Below are 16604 nucleotides of genomic sequence, written 5' to 3' on the forward strand. Positions count from 1 at the left end.
ACGAGATCGGCCGCGGCACCTCCACCTTCGACGGCCTGGCGCTGGCCGGCGGCATCGCCGCCCACCTGCACGACAAGGCGCGCTGCTTCACGCTGTTCGCAACCCACTACTTCGAGCTGACCGAATTTCCGGCCGGCCACCACGGCGCGGTCAACGTGCACGTGAGCGCAGTCGAAGGCGGCGGCAAATCGGGCATCGTGTTCCTGCACCAGATCGAGCCCGGCCCGGCCAGCCGCAGCTACGGCATCCAGGTCGCGCGGCTGGCCGGCGTGCCCGGCGCGGTGGTGCAGCACGCCCGGCACGCGCTGGCCGCGCTCGAAGCCCACAGCGAAAGCAGCCGGTTGCAGGTCGACCTGTTCGCGCCGCCACCGGCCGCGCCCGAAGCCGAAACGCCCCCGGTGCTGGCCGCGCTGGCCGCCATCGACCCCGACACGCTGAGTCCGCGCGAAGCGCTGGACCAGCTCTACGCCCTCAAGAAACTCTCTCAAAAATCATGACCTACTGCGTCGCCGTCAAACTCAAGGCCGGCCTGGTGTTCCTCTCCGACTCGCGCACCAACGCGGGCCTGGACCAGATCAGCACCTTCCGCAAAATGATCGTCTACGAGAAGCCGGGCGACCGCTTCATGTGCCTGCTCTCGGCCGGCAACCTGAGCATCTCGCAGTCGGTGCGCGAGATCCTGCAGGTCGAAAAGCTGCCCCACCACGACGGTGGCGAGCCCATCACGATCTGGAACGCCACCAGCATGTTCGACGCCGCGCGCGTGCTGGGTTCGGCCGTGCGCCATGTGTTCGAGCGCGACGGTGAAGCCCTGCAGCGCGCCGGTGTGGACTTCAACGTGTCCATGATCTTCGGCGGCCAGATCGGCCACGAGGGCATGCGCCTGTTCCAGGTCTATTCGGCCGGCAATTTCATCGAGGCCACGCCCGAAACGCCGTTCTTCCAGGTCGGCGAGTCCAAGTACGGCAAGCCCGTGCTCGACCGCGTGATCACCCCCGACACGCCGCTGGACGAAGCCGCCAAGTGCGCCCTGGTGTCGATGGACAGCACGCTCAAGTCCAACCTCTCGGTGGGCCTGCCACTGGACCTGGTGGTCTACGAAGCCGACACGCTCAAGACCGACAGGATCACCTGCATCGACGAGAACAACCCCTACTTCCGCATGGTGCGCAACACCTGGGGCCAGAAGCTGCGCGAGGTCTTTGACAGCATCGAGGACCCGGCCTGGGACGGCGCGCCGACCAGCGTGCCGCTGATGGGCTGCAGCACGCGCAGCCAGCCGCTCAAGAAGATTTCGAACGCCGACGAGAAGCTGATCTGATGATTGCCCAGGTGCTGGCGGAGTCTTTCCAGAATGCCGCGGAGCCGGCTTTGTCGGGCCGCAGGCATTGCCCCCTGGAGGGGGTGACGCGCCCACGGCGCGGCGCGGGGGTGGGCTGATGTCCCTGATCGTTTTTTCCCACGCCAACAGCTTCCCGGTCAGCACCTACGCGGTGCTGTTCCGCAGCCTGCGGGCGCGCGGCTACACGGTGCGCGGGGTCGACAAGTTCGGCCACGATCCGCGCTACCCCGTCACCAGCAACTGGCCGCACCTGGTGCAGCAGCTGGCCGACTTCGCCGGCCCGGAGGTCGAGCGCCACGGCCAGGGGGCCTGGCTGGTCGGGCATTCGCTGGGCGGCTTCCTCAGCCTCATGTGCGCCGCGCGCCATCCGGTGCTCGGTGGCCGGCCGGTCAAGGGCGTGCTGCTGATCGACTCGCCCGTGCTCGGCGGCTGGCGCGCCCGGGCGCTGGAACTGGTCAAACGCACCCAGCTGGTGGGCTCGATCTCGCCCGGCAAGGTCAGCCGCAAGCGCCGCAACGCCTGGCCCGACGCCTTCACCGCCTTCGACCACTTCGCGCACAAAAAGGCCTTTGCCCGCTGGGACCCGCAGGTGCTGCGCGACTACATCGAACACGGCACGCACGACGAGCACACCGCCCAGGGCGTGCGCCGCCTGCTCGGGTTCGACCGCGATGTCGAAACCGCGATCTACAACACCCTGCCCCACAACCTGGACCGCCTGCTGCGCCGCCACCCGCTGCAATGCCCGGTGGCCTTCATCGGCGGCACCGAATCGGCCGAAATGAAGCAGGTCGGCATGGCCATGACCCACAAGCTGGTGGGCCGCGACCACCCCGAACGGCTGCGCCTGATCGAAGGCAGCCACCTGTTTCCGATGGAAAAACCCCACGAGACCGCGGTGGCCATCGACGCGGCGCTCAAGTCCCTGTCGCCCTGAGCCGATAACCCAAGGGTAGGAAAACACACCACCCAATCGACACCGCAGTGGCTACGATGGGCAGCCCATGACCGTCTCCACCCCCTCACGCCTTGTGCTGCGGCAACTCTGGCACGGCCTGCTGGCCTGGGAGCCGCGGCGCCTGAGCGCCTGGCAACGGATCGGGGTGGCGATCGTGCTCACCGTGCTGGCCACCTGGCTGCGCCTGGCGCTGGCGCCGGCCGAATCGGGTGGGCGCTTCATCACCTTCTCGCTGGCCGCTGCGCTGTCGGCGCTGTACGGCGGGTTTCGGGCCGGCATGGTCAGCACCGTGCTGGGCATGGTGCTGGCCAATTACTTCCTGGTCGGCCCGCTGCTGAGCCCGGCCATCAGCGACCTGATCGAGGCCTTCTGGCTCAACCTCTGGTACTTCATCACCCAGCTGGTGGTGGTGGGCGCCATTGCGCAGATGCAGCAGCGCAACCGGCGCCTGCAGCACACCTCCGAACAGCTCCAGCAAAGCCAGCAACGGTTTCTGCAGACCTTCGAGCACGCCGCCTCGGGCTTCGCGCACGTCGCCCTCGATGGCCGGCTGCTGCTGGTCAACCGCAGCTTCTGCAACATCGTGGGTTACAGCGCCGACGAACTGCAGCGCTTGAGCTTTCAGGACATCACCCACCCCGATGACCTTGCGCAAGACCTGGCCTTGCTGCACGAAACCCTGGCCGGTCAGCGCGACACCTACTCGCTGGAAAAGCGCTACCGCAACCAACAGGGCCACTGGGTCTGGGTGCAGCTGTCGGTGGCCCTGGTGCGCAAGCCCGACGGCGCGCCGGACTATTTCATCTCGGTCGTGCAGGACCTGAGCGCCCAGAAGGCCGCAGAAGAGGCCTTGCACACCAGCCAGAACCTGATGAACCAGGCCCAGAAGCTCGCCCACATCGCCGCCTGGCAGGCCGACATGGCCACCGGCCGGATGAGCAGCCTGGCACAGGGCGCGTCGTTTCTCTCGATCCCGGCCAACGACTACGCGATCACGGACATGCTGGGCATCATCCACCCGGACGACCGCCCGCGCGTGCAGGCGCTGTGGCCCCGGGCCGTCAAGGGCGAGGCCCCCTACGAGATCGAATACCGGGTCGTGCTGAGCGGGCGCGAATACTGGCATGCGGTGAAGGCCGAGTTCGAGCGCAACGAACAGGGCCGTGCGCTCAGGGCCCTGGGCGTGACGCAGGACATCACCGACCGCAAACGCATCGAGCTGGAGGTCCAGCACCTGAACGCCACGCTGGAGCAGCGCATCGGCGAACGCACGCGCGCCCTGCGGGACGCCTACGACGAGCTGGAAAGCTACTCGTACGCGGTGGCGCACGACCTGCGCTCCCCGCTGCGCATCATCAACGGCTTTGCACAGGCGCTGCGGGAAGACAACCCGGCCCTGGACGCCGCCAGCCAGGACCACCTGGGCCGCATCATGGGCGCCAGCAAGAAGATGGGCGAGCTGATCGACGGCCTGCTCAAGCTGTCGCAGGTCGCGCGCGGCGAGGTGCAGCGCGCGAGCGAGCGCGTGAACCTGAGCGCGATCGCCACCCGCATCTTCGAAGAGCTGTCGGTGGCCGAACCACAGCGCGCCGTCGAATGGGAGATCGAGCCGGACCTGCTCGCGTGGGCCGATCGGCCGCTGATCGAAGCCCTGCTGCAGAACCTGCTGCACAACGCCTGGAAGTACACCGAGCTGACGCCGGCCGCGCGCATCCGGGTGTTCAGCCGCACCATCGACGGCCAGCGCCACTTCTGCATCAGCGACAACGGCGCGGGCTTCGACATGGCCCGTTCGGGCAAGCTGTTCCAGCCGTTTCAGCGCCTGCACCAGCCCCACGAATTCAGTGGCCTGGGCATCGGTCTGGCCACGTCGCGGCGCATCGTGCTGCGCCATGGCGGCGTGCTGAGCGCGCAGTCGACCCCGGGTCAGGGCGCCACGTTCTGCTTCACGCTGCCCGACGCGGCCCCCAAGTCCACCGGCCTGGAAGGCTGAAAAGGCCCCCACGCTCCGCCGCTGCGCGGGGCGCGGGGCGCGGATCGCGGCCGGTTTATTCGGCCCAGTGCACCCAGCCCATCTGGGCGGTCAGCAGGATCAGCACGCCGAAGGCGATGCGGTACCAGGCGAAGGGCACGAAGCTGTGGCTGGCCACGTAGCGCAGCAGCCAGCGGATGCACAGCCAGGCGCTGAGAAACGCGAACAGCAGGCCCACGGCGAACATCGGCACGTCGTCCGGCGACAGCAGCGCCCGTTCCTTGTAGAGGCTGTAGGCGCCGGCACCGATCAGCGTGGGAATGGCCAGGTAGAAGCTGAAATCGGTGGCCGTCTTGCGCGAAAGGCCCAGCAGCATGCCGCCGATGATGGTGGCGCCGCTGCGGCTGGTGCCCGGCACCAGGGCCAGGCACTGCGCCAGGCCGAGCTTGAGCGCGTCCCACGGAGTCATCTCGTCCACGCTGTTCACCCGCGTGTGCTGCTCGGCACGGCGCTCGGCCCACAGGATGATGAAGCCGCCGATGATGAACGTGGTGGCCACCACGGTGGGCGTGAACAGGTGGGCCTTGATGGCCTTGCCGAACAGCAGGCCCAGCACCACCGCCGGGATGAAGGCGATCAGCACGTTCAGCGCAAAACGCTGCGCCTGGCGCTGGCTGGGCAGGCCCAGCAGCGTCTCGCGCAGGCGCTGCCAGTACACGATGATCACCGCCAGGATCGCGCCGGTCTGGATCGCGATCTCGAACACCTTGGCCTTGGCATCGACAAAGCCCAGCAGGCTGCCCGCCAGGATCAGGTGGCCGGTGGAAGAAATCGGCAGGAACTCGGTCAGGCCTTCCACCACCCCCATGATGGCGGCCTTGATCAACAGCATCAGATCCATAAACGTCGGCGCCCGCGCGCAGCGGTTCGCAAAAATGACAACAGGCCAACGGCTGGCCTGTTTTGCAGCCGGCTATCGTACCTGCTGGGCCTGGGGCACAGCACTGTCCGCCGCATCCAGCTGCAGGCGCAGGCCGCCGGGCACCACGCTCAGCGCGCCGGGCCTGAGGCCGCGACCCTCCAGGCGGCGCAGGTCGGCCGCGTCCAGCCGGTGCACCACCAGGTCCTGAAACAGGTTTTCGGCCAGCAGCGCGCCCAACTGGTGCGCCCGCCCGGCGTAGGCCTTGGGCAGGCCGCTCAGGTCAAAGCGCTCCACTTTCACGCTGGCCAGCCGCACCGTCGCGTCCGACGGATCCAGCCGCAGCGCGTAGCTCAGGCCCAGGGTGCCCTTCATCTGCCGTTCGCTCAGCACCGAACTGCCCAGCGAATACGCCAGCTCGGTGCCGATGCGGTTCTGCGCCGGCATCAGCCGCACGCGCGGCGCGCTCAGCGTCACGTCGAACAGGTCCAGGTAACGCTGGCTGCGCGGAAAGGACCGGCTCATCAGCTCCACCAGCCGCGCTTCGGACACCTCCACCGTGCGCGGACCACCGCCCAGGCCGGCGCACCCCGCCAGCGCCGTGGCGAACAGCACCAGCCCGCCCGCACCGAGCCAACCGCGCCGAGACATCACCTGCCGCATGAACCACCGCCCTTCCCTGTTGATGGCGCCCGTGGCGCCCTGAACCGAGGGCAATTGTAGAAAGCGCCGCCCTGTTGTGTTGCACGCGCAGGGCGCAACCAGGCGGTCCGATGGGTTGCATTTCACGGCCGCCAGGCGTCGTTTCGCGTCCGCCGCGGTGCGTTCGGTCGCAGGCCGGTGGCACGGCGGCGGCGCGGCCGGCACAGTCGCCCCCACCCCACCGACCCGCACCCCACGGAGCCCGCCATGCCGATGACCCCCATGATCGCCGTGCACCTGACCGCCGCGCTCGCCGCGCTGGTGGTCGGCCCGGTCGCGCTGTGGACGCGACGGGGCCACACCGGCCGCATCGCCGCCACCCAGCGCCCGCGCCTGCACCGCGCGGCCGGCTACGCCTGGGTCACGCTCATGCTGCTGACCGCCCTCTCGGCCCTGTTCATCCACGACCCGGTCCTGCCCGGCTGGTTCGGCTTTTCGCCCATCCACTTTTTTGTGCCCCTCACGCTGGGCGGGCTGGCGCAGGCCTTCCGGCAGCTGTTCCGGGGCAACGTCGCAGGTCACCGCAAGACCATGCTCGGCCTCTACTTCGGCGCCTGCGTGGGCGCGGGCGTCTTCACCCTGCTGCCGCAGCGCTTCCTGGGCCAGCTGGTCTGGGGCCAGTGGCTGGGCCTGCTCTGAAGCCGCCGCCTGAACGTCTGAAATTGGAATCTGGCCCCGTTTTTTCCACGTTTTTTTGGAGATGACCATGAACACCACCACCCCGCTCTCGCCCGAACTCGAACGCCTGGCCCGCCGCAACGTGGGCCTGCGCATGGGCTGGCTGATCCACGCCACGGTCTTTGTGCTGGTCAACGCGGGCCTGTGGCTGGCGGGCAGCCGCAGCGGCTGGCTGGGCCTGCCGACCGGCGGCTGGGTCATCGGCCTGCTGGTCCATGGCGCCGTGGTCTGGCTGCGCCCGCTGGGCGACGGGCTGCGTGAGCGCCTGCTGGCGCAGGAACGCCAGCGCCTGAGCGACCGGTGATGGCCAGGACGGGCCTGCCCAGGGCCCGTGACAGAATGACCGCGCCCGCTCCCCCTGCGCGCCCCCGCCCCTTTTGACCACAGCCCCGCCATGACCCTCGACCCCGGCCCCTGGTGGCTGCGCTGGCTGCCCGCCGACAGCCGCGCCGGCGTGCAGCGCCGGGCCTTCATCGTCTGGGGCGTGGCCGCCGTCATCGCGCTGCTGCAAAGCGTCTTCAGCCCCACGCTGCACCCGCTGGCCGCGTCGCTGGTCTACAGCTACGGCATCAGCACCAGCATCTGGTTCCTGTGCGACCCGCTGCGCATCGCGCTGCGGCGCTGGCTGCGCGCCGAGGCACCGCATTACTGGACCTTCAACGTGCGTTCGGTGCTGCACCTGCTGCTGGCCATCGTGCTGGGCTACGCCGCCGGCACTGCCCTGGGCGACGCGTACACCGGCCGCTCCACCTGGCAGCTGCTCCTGCTCTCGCCCGAACGTTTCTGGGGCTTCCTGCTGGGGTCGGTCGGCATCAGCGCGGGCTTCCTGTTTTTCTTCTACCACCGCGAAAAAGCCCACGCCCTTGAACGCCTGGCCACCGAAACGCGCCTGAAGCTGCTCGAAAGCCAGCTCGAACCGCACATGCTGTTCAACACCCTGGCCAACCTGCGCGTGCTCATCGGCACCGACCCGGCCCGCGCCACCGCCATGCTCGACCAGCTGGGCGACTACCTGCGCGCCACCCTGGCCGCTTCGCGCAGCACCGGCAGCCACACCCTGGCGCTGGAGTTTCAGCGCCTGCGCGACTACCTGGGCCTCATGAGCGTGCGCATGGGCGATCGCCTGCACCACACGCTGGACCTGCCCGAGGCCCTGGCCGCCCACCCGGTGCCGCCGCTGCTGCTGCAGCCCCTGGTGGAAAACGCCATCCGCCACGGGCTGGAACCCAGCGTGCACGGCGGCGAGATCGTGGTCAGCGCGCGCGCCGCGGGCGACACGCTGCGCATCACCGTGCGCGACAGCGGCGTCGGCTGCGACGGCGAACCCCGTGCCGGCTTTGGTCTGGCGCAGGTGCGCGAACGCCTGGCCACCGCCTTCGGTGCACAGGCCCGGCTCGACTGGGCCAGCACGCCCGGCCAGGGCACGTTGATCACCCTCACCCTGCCCCGGCAGACATGAACGCAGCGCAGGGCCGCCCCCAGCCAGTTCGCTCCCGCCCGGCGGGACGGGCCGCAGGCCCAGGGGTGCCCACATGACCATGAACGCCACCGCCCTCATCGCCGAAGACGAACCCCTGCTGGCCGCGGCGCTGCAGGCCGAGCTGGCCCACGCCTGGCCGCAGCTGCAGATCGTGGCCACCGTGGGCCACGGCGCAGCCGCGGTGCAGCAGGCGCTGGCGCTGCGCCCGCAGCTGCTGTTCCTGGACATCCGCATGCCCGGCCAGAGCGGGCTGGAAGCCGCCGCCGAACTGGCCGACGAGTGGCCCGAGGGCACGCCCTTCCCGGTGATCGTCTTCGTCACCGCCTACGACCAGTACGCCCTGCAGGCCTTTGAAGCGCAGGCGGTGGACTACCTGCTCAAACCCGTGCTGCCCGAACGCCTGGCGCGCACCGTGCAGCGGGTGCAGGGCCTGCTGGCCCAGCGCGGGAACACGCCGGACAGCACGGCGCCGGACACGGCCCTGGAGCACACCATGAACCAGCTGCGCGCCCTGCTGGCGCCCGCCGCGCACGCCCCTGGCGCCGAGCCGCTGCGTGTGATCCAGGCCAGCGTGGGCAGCCTGATCCGGCTGATCCCGGTGGACGAGGTGGTGGTGTTTGAAGCGGCCGACAAGTACGTGCGCGTGCTCACGCGCGACGCCGAGGTGCTGATCCGCACCCCGCTCAAAGACCTGCTGCCGCAGCTGGACGCCAGCGTGTTCTGGCAGGTCCACCGCGGCACCGTGGTGCGGGCCGACGCGATCCACAGCGTGCACCGCGACGAGGCCGGCAAGCTCAGCCTGCGGCTGCGCGAGCGGCCCGAACACTGGCCCGTCAGCCGGCTTTACGCGCAGCGCTTCCGGGCCATGTGAGGGGTCCTCCGCTCAGCGGCGGCGGTCGTCATCGTCCCAGCGGTCGCGCCCGTGGTCATGGCGGTCATCGCGGTCGTAACGGTCGTGGTGGCGGTGCTTCCAGTGGCGGCGGTCGTGCCGGTCGTCCCAGCGGGGGCCGGGGCCCCAGCCGCGGTAGACCACCGGGCGCGGCTGCACCACCACCGGCCGCACGTACGGATAGGGATACGGATAAGCCTGGTGGATGACCACCGGCGCTGCCTGGTGCACCACCACCGGCTGCGGGTACACCACCACCGGTCGCGGGGGTGGCGCGTTGGACACGCCCACCACCACCCCCGGCGAACTCACGCCGATGGACCAGTAGACGTCGTCCTGTCCACCACGGGCCTGCGCCTGGCCCGCGCTCAGCGCCCAGGCGGTGGCGGCCAATGAAACCAGGCCCCACGCCTTGGCCCAGGTCGGTCGGCCTTGTGCCGCTGTGTTGAAAGTCACGGTATTCATGTGGTGTCTCCGGTGATGGGCAACCCCAGTGGCTGCCGTAAGGCGATTACAGAAAATTCGGCTGTAACCTGTTGCGCACGCACGGTCAAACCCGTAGCCAGACGTAACCTGCCCCATGCCCACCGACACGGCCCCACCCCTGCCATCGCCCGACGAGGTGCTGACCTTCTGGTTCGGCGACGCGTTGTCCAGCCCCTGGCCCGCGCAGGACCGCAGCGCCCTGTGGTTCGGCGGCGGCGCCGCGCTCGACGCCACCATCACCCAGCGCTTCGGCCCGCTGGTGGACTGCGCGCAAAGCGGCGGCCTGGCGCACTGGGAAAGCCCCATGCCCGCGCGCCTGGCGCTGGTGATCGTGCTCGACCAGCTCGCCCGCAACGTGCACCGGGGCCAGGCCCGCGCCTTCGCCGGCGACGGCTGCGCCCAGCGCCTGGTGCTGCAGTCGCTTGCGCTGGCGCAAGACGCCGAGCTGCCCTGCGTGGGCCGGCTGTTTTTCTACATGCCCCTCATGCACGCCGAAAGCGTGGCGCTGCAACACGAATGCGTGGCCCGCCTCGAAGCCCTGATCCACGACAGCCCGCCCGAGCTGCGCCTGCACCTGCAGGGCAACCTGCGCTCGGCCCGGCAGCACTGCAACATCATCGAAAAATTTGGTCGCTTCCCGCACCGCAACGCCGTGCTGGGCCGCCCCAGCACACCGGCCGAAACCACCTTTCTGCAAGACGGGCCACGCTTCGGCCAATGAGCGTGCGGCGTGCAGAGGGTGCTATCGTGGGCGCCCAGCCCGCTGCCTCGCGCACCCGCCCCATGCCGCACACCCTGGTTCTCCACGCCCACCCCTACCCGCGCCACTCACTGGTCACGCGACGCCTCAAGGCCGTGTTCGACGCCGCACCCCACACCCAGGTGCGCGCGCTCTACGAGCTGTACCCGGATTTCGACATCGACGTCGCCGCCGAGCAGCAGGCCCTGAGCGGCGCGCAGCTGGTCGTGTGGCTGGCGCCGGTGCACTGGTACAGCGTGCCCGCGCTGCTCAAGCACTGGTTCGACCGCGTGCTCACCCACGGCTGGGCCTATGGCCACGGTGGTCACGCCCTGCGCGGCAAGACCGTCTGGTGGGTCGCCAGCGCGGGCGCCGACGCGCCGGCCTACAGCCCGGGCGGTGAACACGGCCGCCCCTTCGCCGACTTCGTGGCCCCCATCGAACAGACCGCCCGCTACTGCGGCATGCACTGGCTGCCGCCGCACCTGGTGTACGCCGGCCACACCGTCACCGAAGCCGACCACCAGGCCAGCTGCGACGCCCTGGCCCTGAGCCTGGCGCAGCACCAGGCGGGCCTGGCCATCGCCGGAGGCGCCCCATGATCCAGGGCATCCTCTTCCTGCTGGCGGCGCTGGTCTTCGTACCGCTGGCCGTGCGCCTGGGCCTGGGGTCGGTGCTGGGCTACCTGACCGCCGGTGTGGTCATCGGCCCGGTGGGCTTCGCGCTGGTCAGCGACCCCACGGCCATCCTGCACGCGTCCGAACTGGGCGTGGTGCTCATGCTCTTCGTCATCGGGCTCGAACTCGAACCCCAGCGCCTGTGGGCCATGCGCGCGGCCGTGTTCGGCGGCGGCGCGCTGCAAATGGCCGTGTGCGCCGCCCTGCTCATGCCCGTGGGCCTGCTGCTGGGCTGGACCTGGCAGGCCTCGCTGGTGGCGGCGCTGGCGCTGGCGCTCTCGTCCACCGCCATCGTCGTCGGCATCCTGCAGGAGCGGCACCTGATGGACGTGCCCGTGGGCCGCAACGGCTTTTCCATGCTGCTGTTCCAGGACATCGCGGCCATCCCGCTGCTGGCGCTGGCCGCGGCGCTCGGCCCGCAGAACGCCCCCAGCGTGAGCAGCGGCCACGGCGGCCCGCTGCTGCAGGTGGCGGCGGTGCTGGCGGTGGTGGTGGCCGGGCGTTACGTGGCCTACCCGGCCATGCGCTTCGTGGCGCGCCTGCCGGTGCGCGAGCTGTTCACCGGCTTTGCCCTGCTGCTGGTGCTGGGCGTGGCCGCGCTGATGGAGTCGGTCGGCCTGTCCATGGGCCTGGGCGCCTTCCTGGCCGGTGTGCTGCTGGCCAGTTCCGAATACCGCCACGCACTGGAAAACGACATCCTGCCCTTCAAGGGCCTGTTGCTGGGCCTGTTCTTCATCGCCGTGGGCATGAGCATGGAACTGGGCCTGGTGCTGACCGCGCCGCTGCAGGTGGCGCTGGGCCTGCTGCTGGTGGTGGCGCTCAAGGCGCTGGCCCTGTGGCTGCTGGCGCCGGCGGCCGGCCTGCGCGGCAGCCAGCGCAAGCTGCTGGCGGTGCTGCTGTCGCAGGTGGGCGAATTCGCCTTCGTGGTGCTGGCGGCGGCCAAGGCCTCGCAGGTCATGCCCGCGGCCGACGCCGACCTGCTCACCCTCATCGCCGCGCTGTCCATGGTCAGCACCCCGCTGCTGCTCATCGCCTACGACCGCTGGGGCTGCCCCGAGACCGAAACCCGCCCCGCCGACGCGGTGGAGAACACCCAGGCCCCGGTGCTGCTGGTGGGCTTCGGCCGCTACGGGCAGATCGTGGCACGCCTGCTGCTCAGCGCCGGCATCCGCCCCACCGTGATCGACCACGACGCCGACACCGTGGACTCGGCCCGGCGCTTTGGCTACAAGGTGTACTTTGGCGACGCCACCCAGCCCGACCTGCTGCGCGCCGCCGGGCTGGACCAGGCGCGGGCGGTGGTCATCGCCATCGACGACGTGACCCAGACCAACCGCCTGGTGCACGAGCTGCACGCCTCACACCCGCGGCTGCCCATCGTGGCGCGGGCGCGCGACGCGGTGCACGCCATGGAACTGGTGGACGCCGGCGTGCACCACGTGCAGCGCGAACTGTTTGAAAGCTCGCTGCGCAGCGCCCGCGCCACGCTGGAACTGCTGGACTTCGACCGCCTGCACGCGCGCGAACTGGCCGACGAATTCCGCCGCTACACCGACCACTTCATCACCAGCGCCCGCGGCAGCCGGCACGACGAAGACGACCTCGTGCAGCGCGTGCGCGAAGCGCGCGAACAGTTTGAAAAACAGATGCAGACCGACCTGCAGCGCCAGCACCGCCACCGGCCCGAAACCGGCTGGGCCCCGGGCTCGGGGGCGCCCCCGGATCAGGCCCCCAGGCCCAGCCAGGTGCCGCCCGCGCCCAGCACCGCGCCCGCCACCAGCCCCAGCAGCAGCCCATAGCGCTGGCGCAGCCCCGCCGCGGCGGGCATGGGCAGGTCGTCGTCGCCCTCATCGGCCAGGGTGGACTCGTAGGCCGGCACCACACCGCTACCCCCCACCCGCAGGCCGCTGGTGGGCGAGGCCCAGGCCGCCCACAGCATGTGCGCCTGCTGCGGCACCACCGCCCCGTGCTCCACGGCGGCTTCCACGTCCTTCCAGCCCAGCTGCACCCGCACGGTGGGCTGGAACACGTCGTCCACGTGGGTCTGCTGCCACTGGGTTTCTTCCATCGCAATGGTGTCCGGGCCGTCGTCGTGCATGGTTCCGCCTGTTCTTATCTGCCTGTCGGTCTGCGGGCCTGTTGACCTGCGGGCCTGTTGGTGTGGAGTCCTCCCCCCGTTCGGGGTGCGGGAAAGATAGCGGAAACCGCGCGCCGCCGGGGGCTGTTGTGGCGCCCCTTGTCGGTGGCGCTCCCCCGTGTGAGGGCCATCACGGTCACCGCGCTCCGCCGCCGCCCGGCCTCGTGCGCCGCACGGGCCACCTCTGGCATCCATTCGACCTTTCGGTTAATTCATCCAGAAATTCGGCATTTTTCCTTCAAAAACAAGTCACTACAAAACAAAAATCTATTCAATAATTCATTCAATGACACCAGCCGCCTCAACCGCCCCCCCCGATCTGCTGACCGCTGTGCGCCAGCTCGGCGGCACCGCCACCAGCCCGCAACTGCAGGCCCGGCTGGGCATCAGCCAGCCCAGCGCCTCGCGCCTGCTCGCGCCGCTGCTGGCCGACGGCACGCTGGTGGCGGTGGGCTCGGCCCGCGCCCGGCGCTACCTGCTGCCGCGCGACGTGCCCGGCGTCGGCCGGCAGGTGCCCATTCACGCCGTGCAGCCGGGCGGCGCCGTGCAGTTCTTCGGCACGCTCTACCCTCTGGCGGGCGAAGGCTTCTGGATGGAAGAAGCCGACCGCACCCACGGCCAGAGCGCCCGGCACGACAGCCTGCCCTGGTTTTTGTACGACATGCGGCCCCAGGGCTTTCTGGGCCGCGGCTTCGTGCAGGGCCACCCCGCCCTGCAACTGCCCGCCAACCTCGCGCACTGGAGCGACGACCACATCCTCAAGGCCCTGGTGAACGCCGGCGAAGACCAGCCAGGCAACCTGGTGGTGGGCGCCAGCGCCTTCGACCGCTACCAGGCCCTGCCCCCCCCGCAACGCAGCGCCGCCCCGGTGGTGACCGACCCGGCCATCCAGTACCCGGCCCTGGCCCTGCAGGCACTGGAACAGTCCGCCGTGGGCTCCAGCGCCGGTGGCGAGCAACCCAAGTTCAGCGCCGTGCGCGACGGCCACGCCGTGCTGGTGAAGTTCTCGCCCGCCGACGACAGCGCCGCCAGCCAGCGCTGGCGCGACCTGCTGGTGTGCGAAGGCCTGGCCCTGCAGACCCTGGCCGCGGCCGGCGTGGGCGCGGCGCACACCGTCATCGAGCAGGCCGCGGGCCGCGTCTTCCTGGAAAGCCGGCGCTTCGACCGCACGGCCCCGGGCGGCCGCGTGGGCATGGTCTCGCTGGAGGTGTACGACCGCCAGTACATCGGCCAGGGCACCAACTGGGTGGACACGGCCCAGCGGTCCGAGCGCGCCGGGCCTGAGCGTCTGGCCGCTGACGACGTGCTGGCCATCGGCCTGCTCGACGCCTTTGGCGCCCTGATCGCCAACACCGACCGCCACCACGGCAACCTCTCGCTGCTGCTGCAAGACCACCGCTGGCGCCTGGCCCCGGCCTACGACATGCTGCCCATGCTCTATGCCCCCGTGGCCGGCGAAGTGGTGCCACGCGACTTTGCCGCCCAGCCGCCGCGCCCCAGTGTGCACACCCTGGCCGTGTGGCCGCAGGCGCGCACACTGGCACTAGGCTTCTGGCAGGCCGCCGCGCAAGATGCGCGCATCAGCCCCGGCTTCCAGGCCATTGCCCGCAGCAACCACGCCGCCGTGCTCGCGCTCTGAGGCGGCGCGAACCGCCCCCGACCCGCCCGCGGGTGGCGCCCACGGCTGCGGACTTACCCTCGAATGGCGGGGCCTGATGCCCGGCACGCATCACCCGCCCCTGTCACCGGCATAAACCCACCGCTGCGGCTCCTAGAATCCGCGCCCACCATGCACCGCCCTTTCGACCTGCCAGCCGTGCTGGCCCAGATCCACCACGACGCCCAGGCCCTGTTCGGCCAGGGCCGCGTGGCCGACTACATCCCGGCGCTGGCCGAGGTGCCGCCCCGCCAGTTCGGGCTGGCCATCGCCACCGTCGACGGCCAGACCCACAGCGTCGGCGACGCCCACACCCCGTTCTCGCTGCAAAGCATCACCAAGCTCTTCACCTTCGTGCTGGCGCTCAAGCTCGAAGGCGACGCGCTCTGGCAGCGCGTGGGCCGCGAACCCTCGGGCGCCGCGTTCAACTCCATCGTCCAGCTCGAAACCGAAAACGGCATCCCGCGCAACCCCTTCATCAACGCCGGCGCGCTGGTCATCACCGACATCCTCACCACCCGCTACGCCCACCTCGACTACGCTCTGCTCGGCGCCCTGCGCCGCCTGGCCGACGAACCCAACCTGCACTGGAACCCGCGCGTGGCGCGCAGCGAGCGCGAGACCGCGCACCGCAACATGGCCATGGCCTACTTCATGAAGAGCCACGGCAACGTGCACAACGCGCCCGAAACCGTGCTGGACAACTACTGCCGCCAGTGCGCCACCGAAATGAGCTGCGCCCAGCTGGCCCAGGCCACGCTCTTCCTGGCCCACGGCGGCCGCGACCTCACCCGCGACGGCCAGCCCGACGAGCACTTTCTCAGCGCCGACGACACCCGCCGCGTCAACGCCCTGCTGCTGACCTGCGGTGCCTACGACGCGGCCGGCGACTTTGCCTACCGCATCGGCCTGCCGGTCAAGACCGGCGTGGGCGGCGGCATCGTCGCCATCGTGCCCGGTGTGGCCACCGTGGCTGTGTGGTCGCCCGAACTCGACGCCAAAGGCAATTCGGTGCTCGGCGCCTTCGCCCTCGAACGCCTGGTGCAGGCCACCGGCTGGGGCCACACCAGCCTGTGACGGCCGTTACCGCTCGATGGCTGCGATCTGAGACCGCAACAACGGCATGTCCCGCTCGACCACCTTCCACACAACGTCCAGATCCACCGTGTCGTAGCCGTGCGTCAGCCGGTTGCGCATCGCGTACATCACCGCCCACGGCACCTGCGGATGCGCGGTTGTGAAAGCAGGATCGACCCGCTGGATGTTGTTGGCCGCCTCGCCGATCACTTCCAGGTTGCGAATGACGGCGTCCTGTATGAGTTCGCTGGCGGCGAAGCCGGACGCATCCACACCCACGGTGTGCCGCTCGATGCGCGCCATGGCCTGCAGGATGTGGCCGAGGTAGTCGGCGACACGTCCCGCTTTGTTCATACCGGCACGGCCTGCAGCAGAACGGCCTGCCGGAAGCTGGCGGGCAGTGCATTGGGCGTGAGCACGTCCACCGGCACGCCCAACAATTGCTCCAGCTCCACCTGGATTGCCGCCACGTCCATCAGGCTGGTCTCGGGCGTCGGGTCGATCAGCAGATCCAGATCGCTGCCGTCCAAGTCGACACCTGCCACCACCGAGCCGAACACCCGCGCGTTGCACGCGCGGTGCGCCTCGACCACGCGGCGGACGGCGGATCGGTGGGCTTGGAGTGCGGTGGAGGGCTTCATGGGCTGAGCGCCAGAAATGGCGCAGACCATGATAGCGCCGAAGGCGCCGCCCTAGAATGGCCGGATGAGCTCCAACACCCCCTCCAACGCCCCGAAAAACAACGCTCCCGCCACCGCAGAAGGCGAGGAGCACAAGGTCTCCAACTTCCTGCGCCAGGTGATCGAAAAAGACCTGGAGCAAGGCACCTACGCCGGGCGCCGCTGGGCCGGCACCCCGGGCGACGCCGCCCACCACGCCGCCGGCCAGCCC

General features: G+C 70.0%; 19 protein-coding genes and 1 pseudogene. 14 read left to right on the top strand and 6 right to left on the bottom strand.

Annotated features, from left to right (window positions below; genetic code table 11):
* The 4 genes from RMP09_RS02810 to RMP09_RS02825 all read left to right on the top strand — a co-directional run.
* The coding region (locus RMP09_RS02810; RefSeq protein ID WP_409559674.1) for a MutS-related protein at positions 1–497 on the top strand (497 nt) is incomplete at its 5' end.
* Positions 494–1321, top strand: a complete 828-nt coding sequence (locus tag RMP09_RS02815) for a proteasome-type protease (protein ID WP_310564486.1) — start codon at positions 494–496, stop codon at positions 1319–1321. The genes RMP09_RS02810 and RMP09_RS02815, both read left to right, overlap by 4 nt.
* A gap of 118 nt (positions 1322–1439) precedes the next feature.
* Positions 1440–2279: an alpha/beta hydrolase gene (locus RMP09_RS02820; protein WP_310564487.1), complete on the top strand. Its 840-nt coding sequence runs from the start codon at positions 1440–1442 to the stop codon at positions 2277–2279.
* A 67-nt stretch (positions 2280–2346) separates the two neighbouring features.
* Entirely contained in the window at positions 2347–4293 is a 1947-nt protein-coding gene (locus tag RMP09_RS02825; protein WP_310564488.1) for a PAS domain S-box protein, read from the top strand.
* Positions 4294–4348: 55 nt separating this feature from the next.
* Here the strand turns inward: RMP09_RS02825 and RMP09_RS02830 are convergent, their stop codons facing one another.
* Both RMP09_RS02830 and RMP09_RS02835 read right to left on the bottom strand, forming a co-directional pair.
* Entirely contained in the window at positions 4349–5173 is an 825-nt protein-coding gene (locus tag RMP09_RS02830; protein WP_310564489.1) for an undecaprenyl-diphosphate phosphatase, read from the bottom strand.
* Positions 5174–5245: 72 nt separating this feature from the next.
* Positions 5246–5842: a hypothetical protein gene (locus RMP09_RS02835; RefSeq protein WP_310564490.1), complete on the bottom strand. Its 597-nt coding sequence runs from the start codon at positions 5840–5842 to the stop codon at positions 5246–5248.
* 258 nt (positions 5843–6100) lie between these two features.
* On the opposite strand from RMP09_RS02835, the gene RMP09_RS02840 reads away from it, so the two are divergent.
* The 4 genes from RMP09_RS02840 to RMP09_RS02855 all read left to right on the top strand — a co-directional run bounded on the left by RMP09_RS02840 (position 6101) and on the right by RMP09_RS02855 (position 8922).
* On the top strand, positions 6101–6532 hold the full coding sequence (locus RMP09_RS02840) for a DUF2306 domain-containing protein (RefSeq protein WP_310564491.1): 432 nt from the start codon (positions 6101–6103) through the stop codon (positions 6530–6532).
* 67 nt (positions 6533–6599) lie between these two features.
* Positions 6600–6875: a 2TM domain-containing protein gene (locus tag RMP09_RS02845; protein WP_310564492.1), complete on the top strand. Its 276-nt coding sequence runs from the start codon at positions 6600–6602 to the stop codon at positions 6873–6875.
* A gap of 90 nt (positions 6876–6965) precedes the next feature.
* Positions 6966–8030, top strand: a complete 1065-nt coding sequence (locus RMP09_RS02850) for a sensor histidine kinase (protein ID WP_310564493.1) — start codon at positions 6966–6968, stop codon at positions 8028–8030.
* Between the two features lie 73 nt (positions 8031–8103).
* The gene (locus tag RMP09_RS02855) at positions 8104–8922 is read left to right on the top strand and encodes a LytTR family DNA-binding domain-containing protein (RefSeq protein ID WP_310564494.1); all 819 of its coding nucleotides are present in this window, start codon (positions 8104–8106) and stop codon (positions 8920–8922) included.
* 12 nt (positions 8923–8934) lie between these two features.
* Here the strand turns inward: RMP09_RS02855 and RMP09_RS02860 are convergent, their stop codons facing one another.
* Complete coding sequence (locus RMP09_RS02860; RefSeq protein WP_310564495.1) at positions 8935–9405, bottom strand: hypothetical protein; 471 nt, start codon at positions 9403–9405, stop codon at positions 8935–8937.
* Positions 9406–9520: 115 nt separating this feature from the next.
* Here RMP09_RS02860 and RMP09_RS02865 point away from each other — a divergent pair, with 115 nt between their 5' ends.
* The 3 genes from RMP09_RS02865 to RMP09_RS02875 all read left to right on the top strand — a co-directional run bounded on the left by RMP09_RS02865 (position 9521) and on the right by RMP09_RS02875 (position 12641).
* Positions 9521–10147 (top strand): DUF924 family protein, encoded by a 627-nt coding sequence (locus tag RMP09_RS02865; RefSeq protein WP_310564496.1) that lies wholly within the window; start codon positions 9521–9523, stop codon positions 10145–10147.
* 62 nt (positions 10148–10209) lie between these two features.
* Positions 10210–10767 (top strand): NAD(P)H-dependent oxidoreductase, encoded by a 558-nt coding sequence (locus RMP09_RS02870; RefSeq protein ID WP_310564497.1) that lies wholly within the window; start codon positions 10210–10212, stop codon positions 10765–10767.
* Entirely contained in the window at positions 10764–12641 is a 1878-nt protein-coding gene (locus RMP09_RS02875) for a monovalent cation:proton antiporter-2 (CPA2) family protein (protein ID WP_310564498.1), read from the top strand. The genes RMP09_RS02870 and RMP09_RS02875 overlap by 4 nt, the downstream gene beginning before the upstream one ends.
* Here the strand turns inward: RMP09_RS02875 and RMP09_RS02880 are convergent.
* The gene (locus RMP09_RS02880; RefSeq protein ID WP_310564499.1) at positions 12566–12940 is read right to left on the bottom strand and encodes a hypothetical protein; all 375 of its coding nucleotides are present in this window, start codon (positions 12938–12940) and stop codon (positions 12566–12568) included. The two genes, RMP09_RS02875 and RMP09_RS02880, sit on opposite strands and share 76 nt — an antisense overlap.
* Positions 12941–13265: 325 nt before the next feature.
* On the opposite strand from RMP09_RS02880, the gene yjjJ reads away from it, so the two are divergent.
* Together yjjJ and RMP09_RS02890 are read left to right on the top strand one after the other, a co-directional pair.
* On the top strand, positions 13266–14618 hold the full coding sequence (gene yjjJ, locus RMP09_RS02885) for a type II toxin-antitoxin system HipA family toxin YjjJ (protein WP_310564500.1): 1353 nt from the start codon (positions 13266–13268) through the stop codon (positions 14616–14618).
* 150 nt (positions 14619–14768) lie between these two features.
* Entirely contained in the window at positions 14769–15713 is a 945-nt protein-coding gene (locus RMP09_RS02890) for a glutaminase (RefSeq protein ID WP_310564501.1), read from the top strand.
* 6 nt (positions 15714–15719) lie between these two features.
* Here the strand turns inward: RMP09_RS02890 and RMP09_RS02895 are convergent, their stop codons facing one another.
* Both RMP09_RS02895 and RMP09_RS02900 read right to left on the bottom strand, forming a co-directional pair.
* A complete protein-coding gene (locus RMP09_RS02895; RefSeq protein ID WP_310564502.1) occupies positions 15720–16067 on the bottom strand; it encodes a DUF86 domain-containing protein in 348 nt (115 codons plus the stop codon).
* Positions 16064–16354 carry a nucleotidyltransferase family protein gene (locus RMP09_RS02900; protein WP_310564503.1) on the bottom strand — a complete coding sequence of 97 codons (291 nt, stop codon included), beginning with the start codon at positions 16352–16354 and terminating at the stop codon, positions 16064–16066. Before RMP09_RS02900 ends, RMP09_RS02895 begins: the two co-directional genes overlap by 4 nt.
* 64 nt (positions 16355–16418) lie before the next feature.
* Here RMP09_RS02900 and RMP09_RS02905 point away from each other — a divergent pair.
* A pseudogene (locus tag RMP09_RS02905) lies at positions 16419–16604 on the top strand (glutamine--tRNA ligase); the annotation flags it as partial.

The sequence above is a fragment of the Hydrogenophaga sp. genome (genome assembly GCF_031426985.1).
In the GTDB taxonomy this organism is placed as follows: Bacteria; Pseudomonadota; Gammaproteobacteria; order Burkholderiales; family Burkholderiaceae_C; genus Hydrogenophaga.

Bases quoted from the DNA above. Each gene is read 5' to 3' on its own strand.
- RMP09_RS02820 (WP_310564487.1), top strand. From the start codon at position 1,440: ATGTCCCTGATCGTTTTTTCCCACGCCAACAGCTTCCCGGTCAGCACC.
- RMP09_RS02835 (WP_310564490.1), bottom strand. From the start codon at position 5,842: ATGTCTCGGCGCGGTTGGCTCGGTGCGGGCGGGCTGGTGCTGTTCGCC.
- RMP09_RS02875 (WP_310564498.1), top strand. From the start codon at position 10,764: ATGATCCAGGGCATCCTCTTCCTGCTGGCGGCGCTGGTCTTCGTACCG.
- RMP09_RS02865 (WP_310564496.1), top strand. From the start codon at position 9,521: ATGCCCACCGACACGGCCCCACCCCTGCCATCGCCCGACGAGGTGCTG.
- RMP09_RS02895 (WP_310564502.1), bottom strand. From the start codon at position 16,067: ATGAACAAAGCGGGACGTGTCGCCGACTACCTCGGCCACATCCTGCAG.
- RMP09_RS02855 (WP_310564494.1), top strand. From the start codon at position 8,104: ATGACCATGAACGCCACCGCCCTCATCGCCGAAGACGAACCCCTGCTG.
- RMP09_RS02815 (WP_310564486.1), top strand. From the start codon at position 494: ATGACCTACTGCGTCGCCGTCAAACTCAAGGCCGGCCTGGTGTTCCTC.
- RMP09_RS02890 (WP_310564501.1), top strand. From the start codon at position 14,769: ATGCACCGCCCTTTCGACCTGCCAGCCGTGCTGGCCCAGATCCACCAC.
- RMP09_RS02825 (WP_310564488.1), top strand. From the start codon at position 2,347: ATGACCGTCTCCACCCCCTCACGCCTTGTGCTGCGGCAACTCTGGCAC.
- RMP09_RS02880 (WP_310564499.1), bottom strand. From the start codon at position 12,940: ATGCACGACGACGGCCCGGACACCATTGCGATGGAAGAAACCCAGTGG.
- RMP09_RS02845 (WP_310564492.1), top strand. From the start codon at position 6,600: ATGAACACCACCACCCCGCTCTCGCCCGAACTCGAACGCCTGGCCCGC.
- RMP09_RS02870 (WP_310564497.1), top strand. From the start codon at position 10,210: ATGCCGCACACCCTGGTTCTCCACGCCCACCCCTACCCGCGCCACTCA.
- RMP09_RS02900 (WP_310564503.1), bottom strand. From the start codon at position 16,354: ATGAAGCCCTCCACCGCACTCCAAGCCCACCGATCCGCCGTCCGCCGC.
- RMP09_RS02830 (WP_310564489.1), bottom strand. From the start codon at position 5,173: ATGGATCTGATGCTGTTGATCAAGGCCGCCATCATGGGGGTGGTGGAA.
- RMP09_RS02840 (WP_310564491.1), top strand. From the start codon at position 6,101: ATGCCGATGACCCCCATGATCGCCGTGCACCTGACCGCCGCGCTCGCC.
- yjjJ (WP_310564500.1), top strand. From the start codon at position 13,266: ATGACACCAGCCGCCTCAACCGCCCCCCCCGATCTGCTGACCGCTGTG.
- RMP09_RS02850 (WP_310564493.1), top strand. From the start codon at position 6,966: ATGACCCTCGACCCCGGCCCCTGGTGGCTGCGCTGGCTGCCCGCCGAC.
- RMP09_RS02860 (WP_310564495.1), bottom strand. From the start codon at position 9,405: ATGAATACCGTGACTTTCAACACAGCGGCACAAGGCCGACCGACCTGG.